We start from the raw sequence: 19,152 nt of genomic DNA, 5'->3' as shown, positions 1-19,152 counted from the left end.
TTTGATGAAAAACTGTGAAACAACGCGTCACGTTCCTTTATAAACGCTGCTGTTTCCTGTAAAATGCAGGTAAGACGCTACAGGAAGGATATGAGCCGATGTTAACGCTATATAATACGATGTCGCGACAAAAAGAGCCGTTTAAACCCTTGCATCCCGGAGAAATCCGAATGTATGTCTGCGGCCCGACTGTCTATAATTACATCCACATCGGTAACGCGCGCAGTGCCATTGCGTTCGATACAATCCGCCGTTATTTTGAATATCGCGGATTTAAGGTCACCTATGTTTCGAATTTCACTGATGTCGATGATAAAATTATCACCGCTGCACACAAAACCGGAGAAGCCCCCCTTGATCTGGCACAACGATTTATTGATGCGTTCATGGAGGATACCACTGCGCTTGGCATCGAACCGGCGACGGCGCATCCGCGTGCCAGTCAGATGATCCCGGATATTGTCGATTTCGTCCAGGATTTAATTGCAAAAGGCTATGCATATGCGGTTGATGGGGATGTTTACTATCGCGCCCGTAAATTCAAACATTACGGCGAGTTATCCCATCAAAATGTTGATGAACTCGAAGAAGGTGCCAGTCAGCATATCACACAAGAAGAGCTGGACAAGAAAGAAGATCCAATCGATTTTGCCTTGTGGAAAGCTGCTAAACCCGGTGAAATCAGTTGGGACTCACCATGGGGTAAAGGGCGGCCAGGTTGGCACATCGAATGCTCGGTTATGAGTACCCAACTCCTTGGGGATACATTTGATATTCACGGCGGCGGTCAGGATCTTGAATTTCCGCACCATGAAAACGAAATTGCCCAAAGTGAGGCCAAAACCGGCAAGCAGTTTGTGCGTTATTGGATGCACAACGGGTTTGTGACCATTGGCGAAGATGACCAGAAAATGAGCAAGTCGCTGGGTAATTTTATTACGGTCCATGATATTCTCAAAACGGTCGATCCCCAGGTTTTACGTTTCTTCATGGCGGGGACGCAATATCGGATGCCGATTCGGTATTCAGAGGCGAATTTAAAGAATGCTGCTAATAGCTTAAATCGTTTGAAAATTGCCCGGGAAAACTTGGTCTATCGCCGTGCCAATGCTGCTGACGGCGTTGATGCACAGATCACTGCTGAGCTTAAAACCTTAAAAGACCGTTTCATTGCTGCAATGGACGATGATGTGAACGTGCAAAATGGCCTGACTGTGCTATTTGATCTTGCCAAATTGTTGAATGAATATGCCAATGAAGATACCGTCAAACAGGAAAGTGTCAATGATCTCCTGAATCAGTATGACGCTTGGCTGCAGATTTTCGGGGTTGTTTTCACCGACCCGACCAATCTGGATGCGGATATTGACGCCTTGGTGAAGGCTCGGGATGCGGCGCGCGCGGCGAAGGATTTTGCCAAGAGTGATGAGATTCGCGATCAGCTGGCAGCACAAGGGATTATTTTGGAAGACACTCCTCAAGGGACACGGTGGCGCAGAAAATGACATTTGATCCAAAACAATTGAACGGGATTGCACTGGCCTATCTAGGCGATGCAGTTTATGAAGTCTATATTCGGGAACACTTACTCAAACGCGGGCTGGTGCGCCCGGCAGCCTTGCAACGAGCAGCCAAGGATTTTGTTTCCGCCAAGGCACAAGCGGCGTTGATTGCCGGGATGCAGACGGCGGATTTGTTAAGTGCCGAAGAGACAGAAGTTTTCAAGCATGGGCGCAATGCCAAAAGTTACACCCATGCCAAACATACGGATGTGGTCACGTATCGCATCTCGACAGGATTTGAAGCACTGTTTGGTTACTTGCATCTTGAAGGCCGCGATAATCGCGTTGCCGAGCTAGCCGCATGGTGTATCCAATACGTTGAAGAAGGGAAGACGGGTCATGGCAAAACAGCCGCAAGCACCAAATAATGAACACGAGCCAGATGAATTCGTCTTCGGGCGCCATGCAGTTGAAGCCGCACTCAAGGCGGGAACCGCAGCCACCATCAACAAGCTGTTTGTCCAGACCGATCTAAAAAGCGAACCGATTCAGCATCTTGTCGGCATGGCGCAAAAGAAGAAGATCTTAGTCGCCACGGCTCCAAAGCAAAAACTTGATCTCATGAGTGACCACGGCAATCATCAAGGGGTTCTCTTGGCGATGACGCCATATGCTTACGCAACATTGGACGATCTGTTTAAGCACGCGGCAGATAAAGGGGAAGATCCGTTCTTCTTATTGCTGGATAACTTGGAAGATCCGCACAATCTCGGCTCGATTTTGCGAACGGCTGATGCGAGCGGGGTGCATGGCATTATTATCCCAAAGCATCGGGCAGTCGGTTTGACCAGTGCCGTGGCCAAAGTCAGCACTGGGGCGATCGAATATGTGCCGGTTGCGCGGGTCACGAACCTAGCGCAAACCATCAAAATCTTGAAAGATCGCGGCATGTGGATTTTTGGCACCGCCATGGACGGGCAGGATTATCGCCAGTGGGACGCAAAAGGCAGCACGGCGTTAGTCATCGGCAATGAAGGCAAAGGTATTTCGCCGGGAATTGCCAAATTGATGGATGCCACCATTGCCATTCCCATGGTCGGTCACGTGCAGAGCCTTAACGCGAGTGTTGCGGCGGGCATCTTGATGTATCAAGCTTTTGCCAGTCGCCATGAGGGTAAGTAAATGCGCGAACATATTATGATTGTGGATGGCTATAACGTCATCGGTAACTGGCCTGAACTCGCCAAGTTGAAAGCAGAAGATCATTTCGATGTCGCCCGTGATCGCTTACTGGATATTCTGGCTGAATACCGCAGTCATGAAAATGCGAAAATGATTGTGGTTTTCGATGCCATGTATGTTCCGGGAATCGGTAAAAGTTACGCCAAGTGGGACTTGCAAGTGGTTTTCACGAAAGAAGACGAAACTGCCGACAGCTATATCGAACGACTCGCTCAGGAGATGAACTCGCCGCTGGTGCAGCTGGTCGTGGTCACCAGTGATCAAGCAGAGCAGTGGACGGTCTTTTCCCGTGGTGCCTTACGCATCAGTTCGCGCGACTTTCTCAAGGAAGTGCAACGCTCGGAACGTGAATTCAACCATGATACGTCCAGTTACGCGGCGCATCTAGCTCGCCGTAATAGCCCATGGAATAATGATCAACTCTTCTTGCTCGATAAAATGCGGCGCCACTTGGAACGTCGACCGAAACCAAAAGAATAAGTTTTCAGATGTGACTTCATTTAAAAAGTCCGGTTACGCAGCGGGTCATTGTCAATATTGGCTAATGACCGTCGCACGATGATCGGACTTTTTTTGCGTCTCTGAGCAATTTATTGGCACATCCTCGTATGAATATCTGTGTGAAAGCTTGCCACCCGCCAGAAAAAAGGCTATGATACGATTATCGACTTACAAAAAGTAAGTATTATCGTTTGGGAGGCATTTTTGATGGTAGACATTGAGCATTTACAGTTTGGGCTGGAGACGTTTGGTGACATTGTGGCGAATGAAGATGGCAGTTTACAAACGGCTGCGGCCTCGATTCGACAGATTGTGCGTGAAGGTCAACTGGCTGACGAATTAGGCATTCAGGTTTTCGGAGTGGGCGAACATCATCGCCCGGATTATAGCGTTTCAAGTCCGGAAACGGTTTTGGCAGCAATTTCGACAGTTACCAAGCAAATTAAGCTTGCCACGGCGGTCACGGTGCTCAGTTCCGATGATCCGGTTCGGGTTTATGAGCGCTTTGCAACTTTAGATGCTTTGTCTAACGGGCGCGCGCAAGTAATGTTGGGCCGCGGATCATTCACCGAATCCTTTCCGTTATTTGGCTACGATTTGACCGACTATGACGACTTGTTCAACGAAAAACTTGGCTTGTACGATGCCTTGCGCAATGAAAAAGCGGTAACCTGGTCAGGAAAATTCCGCGCTGCTTTGAAGAATCAGGAAGTTTATCCCAAAACAGAAAACGGCAAACTGGAGACATACATTGGTATCGGCGGCTCACCGGAATCTGTCATTCGGGCGGTTAACTTCAGCTATAAAGTGATCATCGCGATTATTGGCGGTCAGGCGAGTCGGTTTAAGCCATATATTCAGCTGTACCATGCTGCCGCAAAGGAGCTCGGCAAACCCGAATTCCCAATCGCCGTCCACTCTCATGGCTTTATTGCCGATGACGAAGATGAAGCAATTGAAGTCGCCTTTAAGAATATCAAAGCCAATTTTGACCGCATTGGCTTAACTCGCGGCTGGGCACCGATGAGTCGCGAACAATTCGATGGTGAAACCAAAGTGGGCTCCTTCTATGTCGGCAATCCGGAAACCGTGGCGCGGCGCATGGCAGAAACAATTGATCTGCTGGATTTGGGCCGCTTTGACCTTGTTTACGGCGCCGGTAACCAAACTGCGGCTCAGCGTGAACGCATGATTGAGTTGTATGGCACGAAAGTCATCCCGCGGGTTAAAGAAATTCTAGCAGAAAAGGCGGCGGTGAAATAATGGCGATTCAACGTATAGGCATTCTTGGTGCTGGTAAAGTCGGCATCGTTCTCGCTGGTTTAGCCTTAGATGCCGGTTATACTGTCCGGATTTCCGGCTCAGGCGCAGTCAAAAAAATCGCCTTAACCATCAAAACCCTCGTCCCCGACGCGATTGCTTCCGAAAATGCCGAGGTGGTGGCTAACAGTGACTTGATCATTTTAGCAATCCCGTTAAGCCGGTATAAAAATATTGATGCAGACTTACTCAAAGGTCATTTAGTCATTGATGCGATGAATTACTGGTGGGAAACAGACGGTATTCGTGAAGAAGTGTTAGATCCAACGACCACCTCGAGTGAACAGGTTCAAGCCTATTTTAAAGGTGCCAAAATTGTCAAAACCTTCAACCATATGGGCTATCATAACCTGCAAGAAGAAGCGCGGCCTAAAGGGAATCCAAAACGCAAGGCGCTGTTTGTGACCGGTGATGATCCCGCTGCTGTTGATCAAGTAGCTGCCTTTGTTGATCGAATGGGCTTTGACACGGTTGTTCATAACCGATTAGCAGACGGCATTATGACCGAACCGGGAAGTCCGTTGTTCGGCGCTAGTCTGCGGTATGCCGAGCTTAAGGATATTATCGAACATTTTGATCAAACAGATTTCGGCAAACAAATCGCTGCAAAAGTTCACACTCATTGATGCGGGTTTAATAAGCCAAGGTACCCAGTTTTTTTGAAGGCTGAGGTGCTTTGGCTTTTTTGGTAAGCGCGAGCCGGCGCGGTTAGGGATCGGAGTGTAAGTGGCCTCAGGCGTGATGGCCCGGTCTTGGCCATTGCGCCTGAGGTCCTTACATGCAGATCCCTGCGCCGGGGAGCGCGTTATAGGAGTAAAGGAAGGCCCTTACATGTAGGGACCTGCGTCGGGGAGCGCGTTATGGCGGATGTGATGCACGATTAATTTGAGCTCTTACTTGATGGCGGCCTCATTTTAATGTAATGTAAAGCTCATCATGTACTAATCAATGGATAAAGAGAATAGAAGGTATGAACTAGTAAAGAAATAGCTGGTTTTTGCTGGGCTCATATTTTATCAATATACTCAAAATATGTGGACCTATTGATTTGGTATGTTAAAGCAACTCACAGAATTTTACTTTGAGTAAAGTTTTGACCAGAGAAAGCAAAAACGGGTGAACAGAGAGGCATCTAAGATGAAACAGTTAAGCGCCTTTTTTCAAAAGCAAGTGATGCTGAATCAGAAAAACCTGGTAGGCGAACTTTTTATGGTTTTTCTAGTGATTGGCTTGTTTTGGGTTGCTAAATTTCAGCAGATTGCCGATTTAAAGATTGAGACATTTAGGATTCAGCAGTCGGTGCAATCGAGTTATTTACGCTATGATGCCCAAAGCTATTCGAAAACCAGCAAACAAGGAAAAATGGTGCAGGCGTTGAATGAGCAACTTTCAGGAACCGGCAAGATTGATAGTGGCTTACTCGTCCATGATGCCAGCATGATTCTTAATGGGCAGGTTGAATTGGCTCAGGCGCAACTTAAAAGTTATTCCCTTGATTTTGCCGGTGCTAGCGGACTATTAATCCCAACCAAAGAAGCCGTGACGGGGAAGCTCGCGGTTGCCAGAAAGTTACAACAAGTTCAAGGTTCGCCGCGGGTTGCCATCAAGACTGCCAGTGACTATGGCGCCTTATTATTTCAGGCCATCGCTGTGTGCGCACCCTTTTTAATCGCCTATTTAGTCGGAGATTCATGGTTAGTAGAACTTGAGCACCAAAGTGTTTTGAGGAACATGCCGGTTCATTTTCTTGGTAAAATGGCGGCCCACGTCAAAGCAAACTTTCAATTAAGTATCGGACTGTTCTTTGTTCTGCCGGTTGTGGGATTAATACTTTTAGGAATCGTTATCGGTTTCGGGGACTGGAACTATCCAACCGCTTTTACCTTGATAAACAAAATCACCACGGTTCCCAGTTGGCTTGCCGGCTTACTGATTGCGGTCTATGCAGTTGTGCTCACAGTATTGATGTCGGTTGTAGCCATTTGGTTGAATCGACTGATCGGAAGTTTCTATGCGACACTCCTCGCTTTGGTTGTCGTGTTAACCATCGTGACATTCAGTCCATCGTTGCCAGCAGTCTTCTATTTAACACCGCTACCTTATTTAAGCATTGCTAATGTGTATTCAGGCCATTTTCTAATAAACGATCATCTGCCCATTGGTTGGGTGACAGGTTTGGGGATGATGTTAATCTGGCTGATGGGTATTTTATTCGTGATTTCAAGGTGGGGGCGTGCAAAAAATGAGTCGTAATCGTTCATACATAGCCTTTCAAATCAAACAAAATCTCCTCAGTAAGAAAAATTGGGGCGCGTGCTTAATTTTTTTGCTATGGAGTTTTTGGTTCTGCTATCAGTACTTACCTGCAAATGGCACCTTGGAAAACTTTTCACGCCAGGAGGTGACCGCTAAGTACCAGAAAAATGCGAAATTCATGAAATCCTTCAATCCGGCATTTCCTAACTATCCGACCATTGCCAACGCTGGTACCTATGTCCCTCAGTTTATGAAAGATGAACGCGCGCAGTTGAAAGCGGCTGGGCAAGGCAAATACAATCAGGTGGCAGCATCAATGGCTGATGAATTAGCGCTTACCGATCGCCTAGTGCTACAAGGGCAACCGTGGCTTAGTTATCCGCTGCAATATTACAGTGATCCGACTGTGGTCCGCGATGCAGGTTCAGGCAATCAGAACCGTAATGGCCATTATTGGAATTTAGAGGCGCGGACTCGGTTGCGTCAATATGCACATATGCCAAACAATAGTGTCACGGCAGCGATGATTAATCAACAAACAGCCTTACAGCAGCTGCAACGCGCGTTATTTTATGGACTGGCGTTGTCGTTATTGCTTGTGACGGCGATGATCAGTACAGATTTAGTGACAAGAGATCGCAAGAAACAATCGATTTTGAAAAACTTCCCGTTAACAACTTGGGCCATGCTCAATGACAAGTCTCTGTCAGCGTTACTGATGAGTGGCGGCTTGTTACTTGGCTTTTTGGCCATCTTATTACCGTTTAACATGATCAAGTTCGGCCTCGGTAGTTTGTCCCTACCGATACCGGTGTATGAAGGGCTTACTTTCAGCACGATTTCACTTGGCCAGTTTATGATGGAAGCCTTTATTCTTTTACTGTTAAGCGTATGGATGATCATTCGTCTGCAGGTTGTCTTACAGGTAATTTTAAAAAGTGAGTTTGCCAGTTTGGCGGTGACAATCCTGTTGATAGTTAGCGAAAGTCTTTATTTTCTACCCGGCTTAGTCGCCATTAATCACAACTCGTTATACTTGTTGCCGAGTTACTTCAATATCGGCCGGTTGGTGGTGGGCTTTCAAAACTTCAGGTATGAGACGACCCAAATGACCTTCGTGTTCGGGTTGATCATGATTCTGAGTGTGATAGTCGTACTTGAAGTTGTTATATTTTGCCTGACTCACAAACGGCACCCGAAAAAGAGAGAGGTGGCATCATGCTAAAGCTAAATGATATCGGATTGTCTTTTGCCAACAAAAAGCATGTCTTAGATGACGTCACGCTCACTTTGAATCAGAAAGAAATTGTCGGACTTGTGGCTCCGAATGGCACAGGTAAAACCACGCTTTTGAATGTCATCATGAATAATCTAAAGCCTGACCGTGGCTATGTAGAGGTGGACGGGCTGCGCTACGAAAGCAATCAAGCGATTAAGGCGATTTATCAAAAAATTTGCGCATTCCCTTTAGAAAGCGAGCTTTTTGGTGAGTTAACTGGCTATGAACATTTGAAATTGTACCGAAACATGTGGCAGAGTCAGATCACGCTCGATGCCTTAATCGATGGCTTGAAAATGCGCAGTTATATCACCCAAAAAGTCAGCACCTATTCGCTCGGGATGAAACAGCGCCTATGTTTTGCAATGGTCGTGGCTTCGGATACGCCGATTATGTTACTGGATGAAGCCATGAACGGCCTTGATCCGGAAAATATTGCGCTGATCTCGGGTCAAATTCAGCAACTGCGAGAAGATGGCAAGCTCGTCATCATGGTCTCGCATTTACTGGACAACCTGCAAAGTCTGGCCGATCGCATTCTTTTTCTGCGAGCAGGCAAGATTGTCAAACAAATCAATATGCATGAGAGCCAGCCAAACTTTTTGAAAATGCGGCAGACATCCCAGCTGTTAACCGATGTTAGTGCGGATGCGATATTAGATACTGATCGTGATCGGGTGCTTATTGATTTGACAAAACTGGATAAGGGAACACGTGAGAAGCTTGTTTTAGGACTTGTGACTCATGACGTGCCATATAGTGTTGCGCCGCTTTCGTTGGCTGATGAGTTTAGGCTGATATTTCAAAAAGCGTGAGTGTGATTTACGATCATAAAGATTTGTTGAATGTGAAACGGATAATTGTGTCAAGCCGGCTTGGATTCGGTCTTGTTAAAGATTAAAAATGCGAGTCAATTAGTCTAGTTGAGTTTGACAAAGGGCAGAGGCATAGATTAATCTAGAAAAATTATGACATTTCTTGAAGGTTTACATCGAGTGCTAATCGTGTTAACGCTTGCCATGGCCGGTTATATAGGGTACGTACGGCTGGTTCCTGATAAAAAGTTCAGTTTGAAACGATTTGTCCTGGTCGGCGTACTGTCTTTGTTGCTTATTTGGGCAACTTGGTATGTTGGAACCTTAGTGAATCAATGAGATTTAGCGCTATACATTTTTTGACTTTGTTTGGGATGTGCAGCCTTGAATAAATGAAATTAACAAAGCAGCAAGTTCGCCCCGTCTGTGCTAAGACGGGTGGACTTGCTGCTTTTTGCAAACTATTTAATCCTAGGCTGACATCAAATATTCCACCTTAGAATATTAGGTTAATCGTTCTCTTCTTCCATGGGGACCCAGCACTTCTTCAGGTGATGTTATTTAAGATTGCCTCGGGATCTAAATTCAGAGACTTCATCCACGCCATATTCGTCTTATATAACTTCGGGTCAATGATCTCTGTGGCCATCAGTAAGGTAGCTAGTTTCTTTTTGGCTTCCTGATCTTGGCACTTTAAAATCGGCACAGCTAGCCGGATGAATGCCACATGATGCCGCAGATACAGGGCTGTATTTTTGACAGGAAAGTCGGCAACTATATCTAGCATTGATAAGGCACGGTCATAATCGGCATCTTTTAAGTACCTCGCGGAAATATTATAAAAAGTACCAACAAAAGCTTGATCGTACCGAGATAGGTGAAATTCTTGATATTTGTTGACCATATGGCGAAGTAAACGGTCATTGACGCAATTGGAGAGCGAGTGACACAAATTGGCGTATACCAGATACTCAAAGTGGAACCAACGCCCTTCTGTTAACAAAAATTGCTGGATGCACTCTTCATCCTCAGCCGAGAAAATCGGGCTTTGTTCCTTAACTTTAGCAATACAAGACATAACGATTAGCTTGAGCATATACTGTGGTGTTTCAGATCGTTTAATTCCATGATAATCGGTCAAGAGCATTTGCAAGCCCGCTAAATCCAGACTTTCATATAAGGTATTGAGCTCTGTAAAAAAGCGACGCAATTGACTATGCGTTTGATCAATTAACTCAAAGAATTCCTGGGGTTCTGTCATTGTTGGCTTCAAGATCTCCATCAGGCTAAAAAGACGGATGTTGGCATCTTTAGTCTCAAAGAAAGAAACTGAAGTCTTGTGTAAGGGTCCTTGTACATCGGAGATTTTAAGATGACGACGTTCACGAATTTGGCGAAATAAGTTACCACAAGTAAATTGATCAGCAAACATTTCTTCACCTCTCATGTAGAAAATACTCGACCTTTGAATTTTTTTAGCTGAAGTTTGATTAAATTATCAGTGTAGATGTCGGAGGAGGTTGGAGGAGAAAGGGGGGAATCCGTGTGCCGGATTTAACAGAGATCCTGAATGACACTTATCCGGTGGGTGATGACGTTATTATTGTTCCTGGATAAATTATGGCGGATGTTGACAAAAAAAGCGAGTAACTCGCTTAACAAATGGGGGGATTCACATGGAATTTCAGTCGAAGTGGAAAAGAACACCTAAATTTCTTGCATTGCTAGCGATATTCACAACGACATTGTTTGTTAGTCTAATGCTAACCGGAGCCAAACCGGTCAATGCAGCAACTAAAGCAGACGAGATTACTGTAAACTCGGCAACGCCAAAAGAGCAAGCCGTCGCCAAGGAACTAGAAAAGATGTTTGTAGATGGCGATATTGAAAATCTTAACATTGATTATCTCATTGCCAAATATGGAAAAGATGAAATTCAGGCTACAGAAAGGTTTATCGGTATCTCTGAGAATGAATCTCGTATTTTTCCAACGGAGCATCGAATTGTTCAACGCGATCTAGCCGATATTGGAAATTGCATGCTGGGAAAACTCGGTGAGGAAATCCGAAGCATGGTCAATGTCAATACTATCGTGGCTTATATTGACAAAAAGCTCTGGTTGGAAGCAGCAAAGGCTATCGTTGCTAAAGTAGCAGCTCAGGGTATTAAACGTAATGCAGCTGTTATGGCAACCGTATTGGCATGGTATGCCGTACAATGCGGTCTGGGGTGGTAAACGTTAAGAATAAAGCCAAGACATATCTTGGAGGATTTTTACTATGGTTGGCGTTGATGCTCTTTAATATTGGTTATGATCTTCTTTTTCTGGGTGAGCTTTATTGGACGCAATATTTTAAATTAACTGGTTATCTAATGATTGCTGTACTCATAGGGAGCGTTTATTTTAAAGATAGGTCAGAGTAGTGAAGGCTTCCATACGATATTAACAGGATATTTTCTCCAGATATGCGATAAATCAACTAATAGCATCATCCTTAACAATTTAATAGGAGTGTTTGAAGTACAGAAAGTCCCAATTTTATGGGACTTTTTTTGCTTGTAAACAGTCTCTATGCCATCCAGTTACAATGTATATCAGTGTACTGAATTTTTTAAATGTTGGGCTAACTAAAATCCTAACAAAAGCAGAAAAGTATGCACAGCAAACCTCCCTCGCTTAAATATAGAAATTATGCCGATAATTCTCAACAAACGGCATGTCCATTGCCAGCGCCTGCTTGAATTCCCTTTGCAGATCATAAGAAATTCGGCGAAACTGCGGATTGATTGCGCCGTCGTCAGTCACTTCCAGTAAGAGATACTCAGCGCGCCACTCTTGATACCGGCGAGTTGGCTTGTCAAAAGGCAAACCGACTGAGCCAAGGTTCAAAACAAGGCGTTCATCGGCTTTGGCATAATCAAAGGCATCAGCGGTTTGGATCGGCATGCTTAAGTCGACATAACGCATTGTGGGATGGTGAATGTGGGCATAGATGGCCAAGTCAAGGGTACTACGGGGTCCACTGAATAATGCCGATAATGCGGAACCTTCAGCACGGACTGAGAGCGTATCCCCGCTGTTATTGGCGGGAAGATGGTGTGAGAGCCCAATTTGCACCCCATTGACCGTCACTTCTTGGTGAAGCGGCCAGCTGGCAAGGGTGGCGCAAATCTTGGCCGGATCATGCAGGTGGTTCAAAATATAAGCTTCAATTTTCTTTTGCGTGGTAGATAGACGATCTTTACCTGACCATGTGGTGACCAAGAAATCTTCCCAGTTGCCCCGGATTTTGATCGTCGGGTTGATGGTTTGTAATTCTTCCCACAATGGCTGAACGTCTGGTCCGGGCCCAAAAAGATCACCTAAGAACCAGTAAGCTCCAGAGCCATGTTGAATCGCATCTGCATACACGGCTTCTAACGCTGCTAAGTTGCCATGGATATCTGAAAAGACGGCAATGGTTGTCATGTCACTCACACTTTCCTGGGTTGAGAATGGTTGAAGGCTCTATGGATAACTATGCTTTGTGGAACGCAAAAAAACAACCAGCAGATGAGCTGATTGTTCCTTCAATTCAGCAATGTACATTGCATGGGGTCGATTTAAGGGGAATGCTAATTACTTAACAACAAATGATGCTCCCCAGGTAGCGCTGTTATTACCATCATCGAAAGTTGTGTTGTATTGAAGCTGCAAGCCTTTCTTTTTAGAAATAGCCGAATTGATCGCCTCTCTAAAGTTGTTGAACTGGGTGTTTGTTCGAATCAATGCGGCCGTTGCCAGAAGCCCTGCGTATTGATTTATAGCGCCAAAAGCTGCCGCAAAAGCTAGTCTAGCATTTGCCTGGGTGTTTGAAGCCGCTTTAACTGCAGCCATTTGTGAGGCTGAATAGTAAACATAAACCGTATCATTACCCAATCCATATAGGGTGATACCGCGCTTTGCAGGAGTGGGGTATGAAGCAGCCTGGACGACAACGGGTTCTTCATGATTAACGGCTTGGTAAACAAATGATCCAGAAGTGGTGATGCCAACAGCAATAGCCAGAACCAAGGGAAAGACGATATGACTGACAATTATCTTGCCGGAATTAATGACTTTAGCTTTATTTTCCATAACGGTTACCCACTATTCAAAAATAGACTTCTGACTTCTACGACTTGAAATTGTGAACCTATAGTAAGCTGATTTCGTTGCCATTGCAAGCGGATTCATCGAATGAGACTGTTACATTAGTTTGGTTATTTAGCTGATTTTCCGCAGATGAAAGTTCGACTTTAAATAACGAGTTCTAACAATTGTGAAAGTAAAAAAGTCTTGGGATTGTCTCATGAAGCGAAGAGATTTTTCCATCAAAATGGGCTACATATCGACAAGACGCCGTAAAGACCATGGGCAGATAAACAGATCAAAAATGAAAAGTTAATGGTCATTAATCGAGAGTAAGAAAAATCGAACCTGATAGCGATCTAGGAGTTAGAGGATTTGTTGTACATCTGCATTAACAAAAAAACAACCAGCTCAATTTCTGCTGGTTGCTTAAGATCCGGTTAATACGAATTAAGATTTGCGCTTCAAAAGGCTCTCCGTCAAACGGATTAAATCGTCTCGTGCAGCGCCGGCAGGCAACTTCTGCAAACCGGCAGTCGCCAGTTCAGTACGTTGTTGCGCCATAGTGTAGGCCTGCTTGACACCTTCATACTTGATGACAAGATCGCGCAGTTGAATCATCTCGGTATCGCTAATGTGTTCTTTTTTCGCTAACAGCGGCAAAAAGGCTTGGCGATCGCGCTGCATGGCCAAAATGAGTGGTGCTGAGTAGACGCCGCTGCGCACATCTTCGTAAACCGGTTTGCCCAAAGTTTCGCCATCGCTAGTGTAATCGAGAATGTCGTCTAGCAATTGGAAGGCGATGCCAATGTTCATGCCGATTTTTTCGGCCGTTTTGGCAAAGTTCGTTGTTCCGCCGCTTTCGTAGGCACCGACAAAACAGCTTAACGCAAAGAGCTGGCCGGTTTTTCCGGAAACCTGCTTGAGATAGTCATTAATGGTGATTTGGGTTTGGTAGCGTGTGGCCATCTGATCCAGTTCGCCTTTTAAGATTTTCTCCATGCTGCCGCTGTCTTGTTGAATGCTGCGGAGGCTTGAGGCGTAATGTGCCAACAGCTTGAAGCAGACAACAAAGAGATAATCGCCAGCATAAACTGCTGTGTCCGGGCCGAATTGTTTTTGAATCGTCACCTGATTGCGGCGGGTTGGAGATTTATCGATAATGTCGTCGTGGATCAAAGTGGCGGTATGAAGCGTCTCAATGGCGGCCGCCAGTGCAATCATTTTCTCGCGATCCGTGTCTTGAAACCGGGAGAAAAGCAGACAGTACGCCGGCCGTAACAATTTGCCACCGCCATTAATCATTTCCATGATCGCCTTGGCCACAGGTGTATTGTTGGTTGTGATCTGTTTTTCAATCAACGTTAGCGCTGAAGCAAGCTCCGGCGCCAACGTCGGGTATTCATGCCACATGGGATGAATTTTCATGTGTAGCTCCTTTTTTACGACGCTTGGTGCGATCATAGCGGAGTCGTCGTAAGATATCGATGTGTTCAAAAAGAAAATTAGCAGCAATCCCAACCGCAATGCCCGCCAGAATGCCCATAAACGCGAGAATCGGTAAATAGAGCATGACGGTCCAGCTTTGGGCGATGAAGGATGCCATCAAGAGCTGGCCGACATTATGCAAAATGCCACCTGCTGCAGAAATACCGATCATACTGACACGTTTTTCACCTAATTGTTTAATGAGTAACATGCCAAACCACGATAAAACCGCACCAGCACCACTGTAAAGAAAGGTTGACAAGGTGCCGCCAAGTAGTGTGGTGAGCAGCAGTCGCAAGCACATCAGAATAAAGCTGTCGGGAATTGACATCGTGAACAATGAAATGATCGTGATTAAATTGGCCAGGCCCAATTTGGCACCAGGCGCAAAGGCAAAGGGAAACGGGATCATACGCTCGAGTAGGCCGATAATGACGCCTTGAGCGCAGAGTAAGGCAATATAGATATACTGCCGGGTACGGTCGGCTTTATAAACACTCATTCGGTCACCATACCTCCCGTGTTGCTATCGCCTTTATTTGACTTAATCGCAATGAGTAGCTTATGCGGCAGGCAGACAATTGTTTGACCGGGTTTCGTAATCCGACCGCGGCGAACGCAGACCTGATCCTGACAGTTAGCTTCCGTAATCGCGATTCCCGCGCCTTTGACTTCAATCTTATTCCAGTCACCGTCTTTATCACGATAGGTGAAGTGGCTGGTCCCAGTATGACCGGTTAGTCGCTTGCGATAAACTTCATGGCCGTCATGGGTCACCACGGCTGTTAATACCTGTTGCGAGGCGGTTGCTTGCTGCTGATTCTCATGAATGCCGAAAATAAGATACGGAATGAACGCTGCGATAAACAGGCCGCCAACAATGATCCAGTCAAATGGGCGAATCATCTTAAGATAACGTTTAAAGGTATTTGGCCGTTTCATTGTGAGCCTCCAATCTAGTGAAATTGAATCGCGTTCAAGTTCATGACTTCAAAACGATGATGTGAACACGAAGGACGGGGAGCAGTCGTGGCCGATAAAAGAGACCGCAGCAGCTTCCCGCTCTTGAAAAAAGACTCTAGGTAAGTCCACCCAGAGCCTTTTGTGTAGACAATTATTTGAGTGCATCGGTACCGTAAAGAGATCGCGGTGTTCCATAGCGCCATTTGCCAAAGACTTTCTGGAGATAAGGGACAACCCATTTATCGAGCCCAAATGCGCGGCCGGAACCGTTCATGCAGGCAAAGGCCATCGGGATCATCCAAATGTTAACCCAGTAGAACATACCACTGAGGCAGAAGACGCCGACAAAAGCGATCGTAGCAGCAGAGGTCAACCAGGTGAATAAACCGGCAACAAGCGCAAGCCCAATCAGAATTTCCATAATCGTCATGGCCTTTTGCATGAAGAAGGCAACTTGCTGATTAGGAATCAAGGTCTTGGTAATGCTGTAGTACCAGTTTGGCATCTTGTCAAAGACCATCATCGGATCATTACCATACTGATATGAAAGGGAGAAGACGGTCTTGGTTGCTTTGGCAGCACCGGCAGCGGCCCCGGAAGCAGCACTGGTTGCATCAGCGCCAGCAGCAGAGGCACCACTGGTAGCAGCCGGTTGTAACCAGCTAAATGGCAACCGGAGCTTGTCAATGAACCATGACTCTTTACCTTGAATCTTCGGCCAGCAATCAATCAACCACATAGCGCCTAATGTGAGACGGGCAGGCAGTGTCCATAAAACATTGCCTTGACGGGAAAGATGTCCGCGGAACATGTTGCGGCCATTGCGGGTCCGGAAAAATTCGTGCATGAAGTACTCGAATAAATAATAACCGGAATAGATCTGAACGAAGTAGAGCATGTTGACTAAATGTTTCATCAACATCGCAAAGAAACCGGAAAGGTGCAGCCAGCCCATGATATTGGCAACACCATATTTTGAACCCAAGCTGACCATAAATCCGGAATAGTTGGCTTTATATTCAACCTGTTCCTTATTTTCCAACTTGGCTTCAATGTTCGTCAACGCGGTGTGGGCAGTTGCCTCAGCGCCTTGAACGATTTGCGGCTGGCCCTTGCCGGTGCCGTCTTGATCAACTAACGATACATCGCCGACAACATAGATGCTTGGATCGTCTTGCGATTCCATGTTGTTTTTGACTAAGATTCGGCCGGCACGTCCTTGTTTCAAGCCGAAATCTTTCGCTTGGTCAGTTGCTTTAACCCCGGCCGTCCAGACTAAGGTACATGTTGGGAACGTGGAGCCGTCTTTTAGATCAACGTGATCTGCGTGAACGCCGACAACGCCGGTATTCTTCATGACCTTGATGCCGCGTTTTTCCATGTAACGTTCGGCTTTGTTCGCGTCTGAACGATCTAGCATATTCATGATCGTTGGCGCCATTTCCATCAAGCTAAATTGAATTTCGTTCGGATCTAGCTTGTACTGTTTGGCTAAGGTATCGCGCCAGTCACGTAATTCACCAATCGTTTCGGTACCAGTGAAGCCAGAACCGACAATGACGATAGACAAAAGGGCTTTGCGTTTAGCCGGATCGTGCTCTTCGGAACCGCGCCGAACAACGTCTTCAATGTGGCGCTTTAGCCGAATCGCGTCTTCCCACTTACCCAAGGTGAAACCGTGTTCGGCAACGCCAGGCGTCCCAAAGTCGTTCGGTTGTGATCCAATTCCCAAGATCACATAATCATAAGGGAAGCGTCCGTTTTCAGTGACAACTTCCTTCTTGTCGCGGTCAATCCCAGTCACATTATCGGTGACCAGCTTGACATTCTTACGTCGATTGAACAACCGCTGTAAATCGTATTGGATTGCGTCTTCTGGGACACGATCCGCGGCGATTTCGTGCAGTTCGGTGACATAAGTGAAGTACGAGTGGCGATCGATCAGCGTGATCGTCACGTCTTTGTTACGTTTGTAGTGCTTGGCCAGGTGCTTTGTCGCATAGACCCCGGCAAACCCCGCGCCAACCACGACGATATTGGTTTTCGCCATGCATAACACTCCTTACCATTTGCTTTACCCATACTCTTACAAAGTATGTATCTAAGCCATTATAGCCTTTAAAATTACGTAATGTCTAACGTTCGCGCTCTCTTTTTCTAAAGCCGTACATTTTTGTGTAAAATGACACAAAAATACGCTTCGTAAAGGACGATTAAAAAATGAGAAAGCGCTTATAATACCCGTGTTTGGTTGATTTTTTTGATTTGACTAGCTAAACTAAATATGTGATTGAAAACACAATATCGCAGTTATGAACTGCAAAAGGGGTAAATGTCATGAAGTTAAGTAAAGTTGTGACGGGGACAGCCGTTGTTGCACTGTCCACTTTGGTTTTAAGTGCATGCAGCAGTAGTTCAAGCAGCAAAAATTCATCCAGCAGCAAGGCTTCCAGCAGTAAAGTGGTCAAGAAGTCATCAACCCAAAAGCAGGTTGCAGGTGGCCCGTTGAAGGATGGTACTTACAAGCTGAATGAAACCGGCTATGACCATGGCTATAAGGTTGAAATGGCGATGACGGTCAAAGACGGGAAGATTACTTCTACTAAGTATGATTACGTTGATAAGAATGGCAAATCCAAGACCAAAGACGCCAGCTATGAAAAGGCCATGAAGGCTAAGGTCAAGGTTGGACCAAAGGAATACATTCCTGAATTAAACAAGTCCTTTAAGAAGAATGGAACCAATGTCGGCGCTATCGATGTTATTTCCGGTGCGACCGATTCCAGTATGACCTTTAAGAATTACGCCCAACAATTAGTTCAGGCGGCTCAGGCTGGGGACACCAAGCCAATTGAAGTCAATAACACTGGCAAGATGAAAGATGGTACTTACACGCTTGAAGAAAAGAACTACTTCAACGGCTATCGGGTAACCTTCTCCATCACGGTTAAAGACGGTAAGATTACCGAAAGCAACTACGACAACGTCAATAAAGACGGTAAGTCCAAGACTCAGGATACGAAATACGAAGCTAACATGAAGAAAGTGAACAAGGTTGGCCCGAAGGAATACATCCCAGAACTGAACAAGTCACTGGTTGCTAAGCAGTCACCAGCCAAGGTTGATGTGGTTTCCGGTGCAACCCACAGTTCCGATACCTTCATCTTGTATGCTGATCAGTTAGTTAACGCTGCTCAAAATGGTAATACCAACAAGATCGAAGTCGACAATATTGTTTACAAGTAATGGCGTGATCTTGAAAAGAAGTTAATGTGCGTTATTAGCGCGGGTTAACTAAGCAAGAACTTGTTTGGAATAATTTTTCTGAGCGAGTTCTTTTCTTATGCTCATAATGCCCGGTATAATGGTGCTGTAACCGTTTTAGTCAGTAAACGATGTGGCACTTGGCTAGTGTGTCGGCTTGCTTTCGGTTCAAGATGCTCACCGGTGCATAAAGCGTTCGCCAGCGCAGAGATCTGCGTGTAAGGGCCTTGGACGCAATGGCCAAAGCCCGGCCATCACGTCCAAGGCCACTTACACTCCGATCTCTAAGCGCGCTGGCTCACGCTCAGCTCACTATAACGCGCTCCCCGGCGCAGAAACCTGCACATAAGGACCTTGGACGCAATGACCAAAGCCCGGTCATCACGTCCAAGGCCACTTATGCTCCGGTT

Annotated in this window: 19 protein-coding genes; 12 read left to right on the top strand and 7 right to left on the bottom strand. The window is 45.9% G+C overall.

The features are described 5' to 3' along the window. Nucleotides 1–98 precede the first annotated feature (98 nt). The 10 genes from cysS to EL173_RS15405 all read left to right on the top strand — a co-directional run bounded on the left by cysS (nt 99) and on the right by EL173_RS15405 (nt 9,254). Nucleotides 99–1,505: a cysteine--tRNA ligase gene (gene cysS, locus EL173_RS11885; RefSeq protein WP_005692352.1), complete on the top strand. Its 1,407-nt coding sequence runs from the start codon at nt 99–101 to the stop codon at nt 1,503–1,505. Continuing rightward, the gene (locus tag EL173_RS11880) at nt 1,502–1,930 is read left to right on the top strand and encodes a Mini-ribonuclease 3 (protein ID WP_005692354.1); all 429 of its coding nucleotides are present in this window, start codon (nt 1,502–1,504) and stop codon (nt 1,928–1,930) included. The genes cysS and EL173_RS11880 overlap by 4 nt, the downstream gene beginning before the upstream one ends. After that, nucleotides 1,902–2,684 carry a 23S rRNA (guanosine(2251)-2'-O)-methyltransferase RlmB gene (rlmB, locus tag EL173_RS11875; protein WP_005692356.1) on the top strand — a complete coding sequence of 261 codons (783 nt, stop codon included), beginning with the start codon at nt 1,902–1,904 and terminating at the stop codon, nt 2,682–2,684. The genes EL173_RS11880 and rlmB overlap by 29 nt, the downstream gene beginning before the upstream one ends. Then, nucleotides 2,685–3,224, top strand: coding sequence for an NYN domain-containing protein (locus EL173_RS11870; RefSeq protein ID WP_005686136.1), 540 nt, complete (start codon nt 2,685–2,687; stop codon nt 3,222–3,224). It begins immediately after the preceding gene. Between the two features lie 228 nt (nt 3,225–3,452). Next, a complete protein-coding gene (locus EL173_RS11865; RefSeq protein ID WP_005692358.1) occupies nt 3,453–4,508 on the top strand; it encodes an LLM class flavin-dependent oxidoreductase in 1,056 nt (351 codons plus the stop codon). After that, nucleotides 4,505–5,191, top strand: coding sequence for an NADPH-dependent F420 reductase (locus tag EL173_RS11860; RefSeq protein ID WP_024305712.1), 687 nt, complete (start codon nt 4,505–4,507; stop codon nt 5,189–5,191). The genes EL173_RS11865 and EL173_RS11860 overlap by 4 nt, the downstream gene beginning before the upstream one ends. Nucleotides 5,192–5,702: 511 nt before the next feature. Next, complete coding sequence (locus tag EL173_RS11855) at nt 5,703–6,818, top strand: hypothetical protein (RefSeq protein WP_005692364.1); 1,116 nt, start codon at nt 5,703–5,705, stop codon at nt 6,816–6,818. Continuing rightward, a complete protein-coding gene (locus EL173_RS11850) occupies nt 6,808–8,046 on the top strand; it encodes a hypothetical protein (protein ID WP_005692366.1) in 1,239 nt (412 codons plus the stop codon). Before EL173_RS11855 ends, EL173_RS11850 begins: the two co-directional genes overlap by 11 nt. Further along, nucleotides 8,040–8,915 carry an ABC transporter ATP-binding protein gene (locus EL173_RS11845; RefSeq protein ID WP_005692368.1) on the top strand — a complete coding sequence of 292 codons (876 nt, stop codon included), beginning with the start codon at nt 8,040–8,042 and terminating at the stop codon, nt 8,913–8,915. The genes EL173_RS11850 and EL173_RS11845 overlap by 7 nt, the downstream gene beginning before the upstream one ends. 153 nt (nt 8,916–9,068) lie before the next feature. Beyond that, nucleotides 9,069–9,254, top strand: a complete 186-nt coding sequence (locus EL173_RS15405; RefSeq protein WP_005692370.1) for a hypothetical protein — start codon at nt 9,069–9,071, stop codon at nt 9,252–9,254. 208 nt (nt 9,255–9,462) lie between these two features. Here the strand turns inward: EL173_RS15405 and EL173_RS11835 are convergent, their stop codons facing one another. Then, on the bottom strand, nt 9,463–10,347 hold the full coding sequence (locus tag EL173_RS11835) for an Rgg family transcriptional regulator (protein ID WP_014571554.1): 885 nt from the start codon (nt 10,345–10,347) through the stop codon (nt 9,463–9,465). Nucleotides 10,348–10,591: 244 nt separating this feature from the next. Between EL173_RS11835 and EL173_RS11830 the strand changes: the two genes are divergently transcribed. Beyond that, nucleotides 10,592–11,152, top strand: a complete 561-nt coding sequence (locus EL173_RS11830; protein WP_005692376.1) for a hypothetical protein — start codon at nt 10,592–10,594, stop codon at nt 11,150–11,152. A 441-nt stretch (nt 11,153–11,593) separates the two neighbouring features. On the opposite strand, the gene EL173_RS11820 is transcribed toward EL173_RS11830, so the two are convergent. From EL173_RS11820 to EL173_RS11795, 6 genes are all read right to left on the bottom strand, one after another. Continuing rightward, entirely contained in the window at nt 11,594–12,385 is a 792-nt protein-coding gene (locus EL173_RS11820; RefSeq protein WP_014571553.1) for a metallophosphoesterase family protein, read from the bottom strand. 150 nt (nt 12,386–12,535) lie between these two features. Continuing rightward, a complete protein-coding gene (locus EL173_RS11815; protein WP_005692382.1) occupies nt 12,536–13,033 on the bottom strand; it encodes a hypothetical protein in 498 nt (165 codons plus the stop codon). A gap of 444 nt (nt 13,034–13,477) precedes the next feature. Continuing rightward, on the bottom strand, nt 13,478–14,455 hold the full coding sequence (locus EL173_RS11810; RefSeq protein ID WP_005692383.1) for a polyprenyl synthetase family protein: 978 nt from the start codon (nt 14,453–14,455) through the stop codon (nt 13,478–13,480). Then, entirely contained in the window at nt 14,430–15,017 is a 588-nt protein-coding gene (locus tag EL173_RS11805; RefSeq protein ID WP_005686161.1) for a Gx transporter family protein, read from the bottom strand. The genes EL173_RS11810 and EL173_RS11805 overlap by 26 nt, the downstream gene beginning before the upstream one ends. Further along, nucleotides 15,014–15,457, bottom strand: a complete 444-nt coding sequence (locus EL173_RS11800; RefSeq protein WP_005686164.1) for a NusG domain II-containing protein — start codon at nt 15,455–15,457, stop codon at nt 15,014–15,016. Before EL173_RS11800 ends, EL173_RS11805 begins: the two co-directional genes overlap by 4 nt. Before the next feature lie 172 nt (nt 15,458–15,629). Continuing rightward, complete coding sequence (locus EL173_RS11795) at nt 15,630–17,528, bottom strand: NAD(P)/FAD-dependent oxidoreductase (RefSeq protein WP_005713555.1); 1,899 nt, start codon at nt 17,526–17,528, stop codon at nt 15,630–15,632. Between the two features lie 287 nt (nt 17,529–17,815). On the opposite strand from EL173_RS11795, the gene pplA reads away from it, so the two are divergent. After that, nucleotides 17,816–18,724, top strand: coding sequence for an extracellular electron transfer flavoprotein PplA (gene pplA, locus EL173_RS11790; protein WP_005686167.1), 909 nt, complete (start codon nt 17,816–17,818; stop codon nt 18,722–18,724). The last annotated feature ends 428 nt before the right edge of the window (nt 18,725–19,152 follow it).

The sequence above is a fragment of the Lacticaseibacillus rhamnosus genome, from assembly GCF_900636965.1.
In the GTDB taxonomy this organism is placed as follows: Bacteria; Bacillota; Bacilli; order Lactobacillales; family Lactobacillaceae; genus Lacticaseibacillus; species Lacticaseibacillus rhamnosus.
The sequence above is the reverse complement of the archived record's forward strand: the minus strand, read 5'-3'. Positions and strand labels throughout refer to the sequence as shown.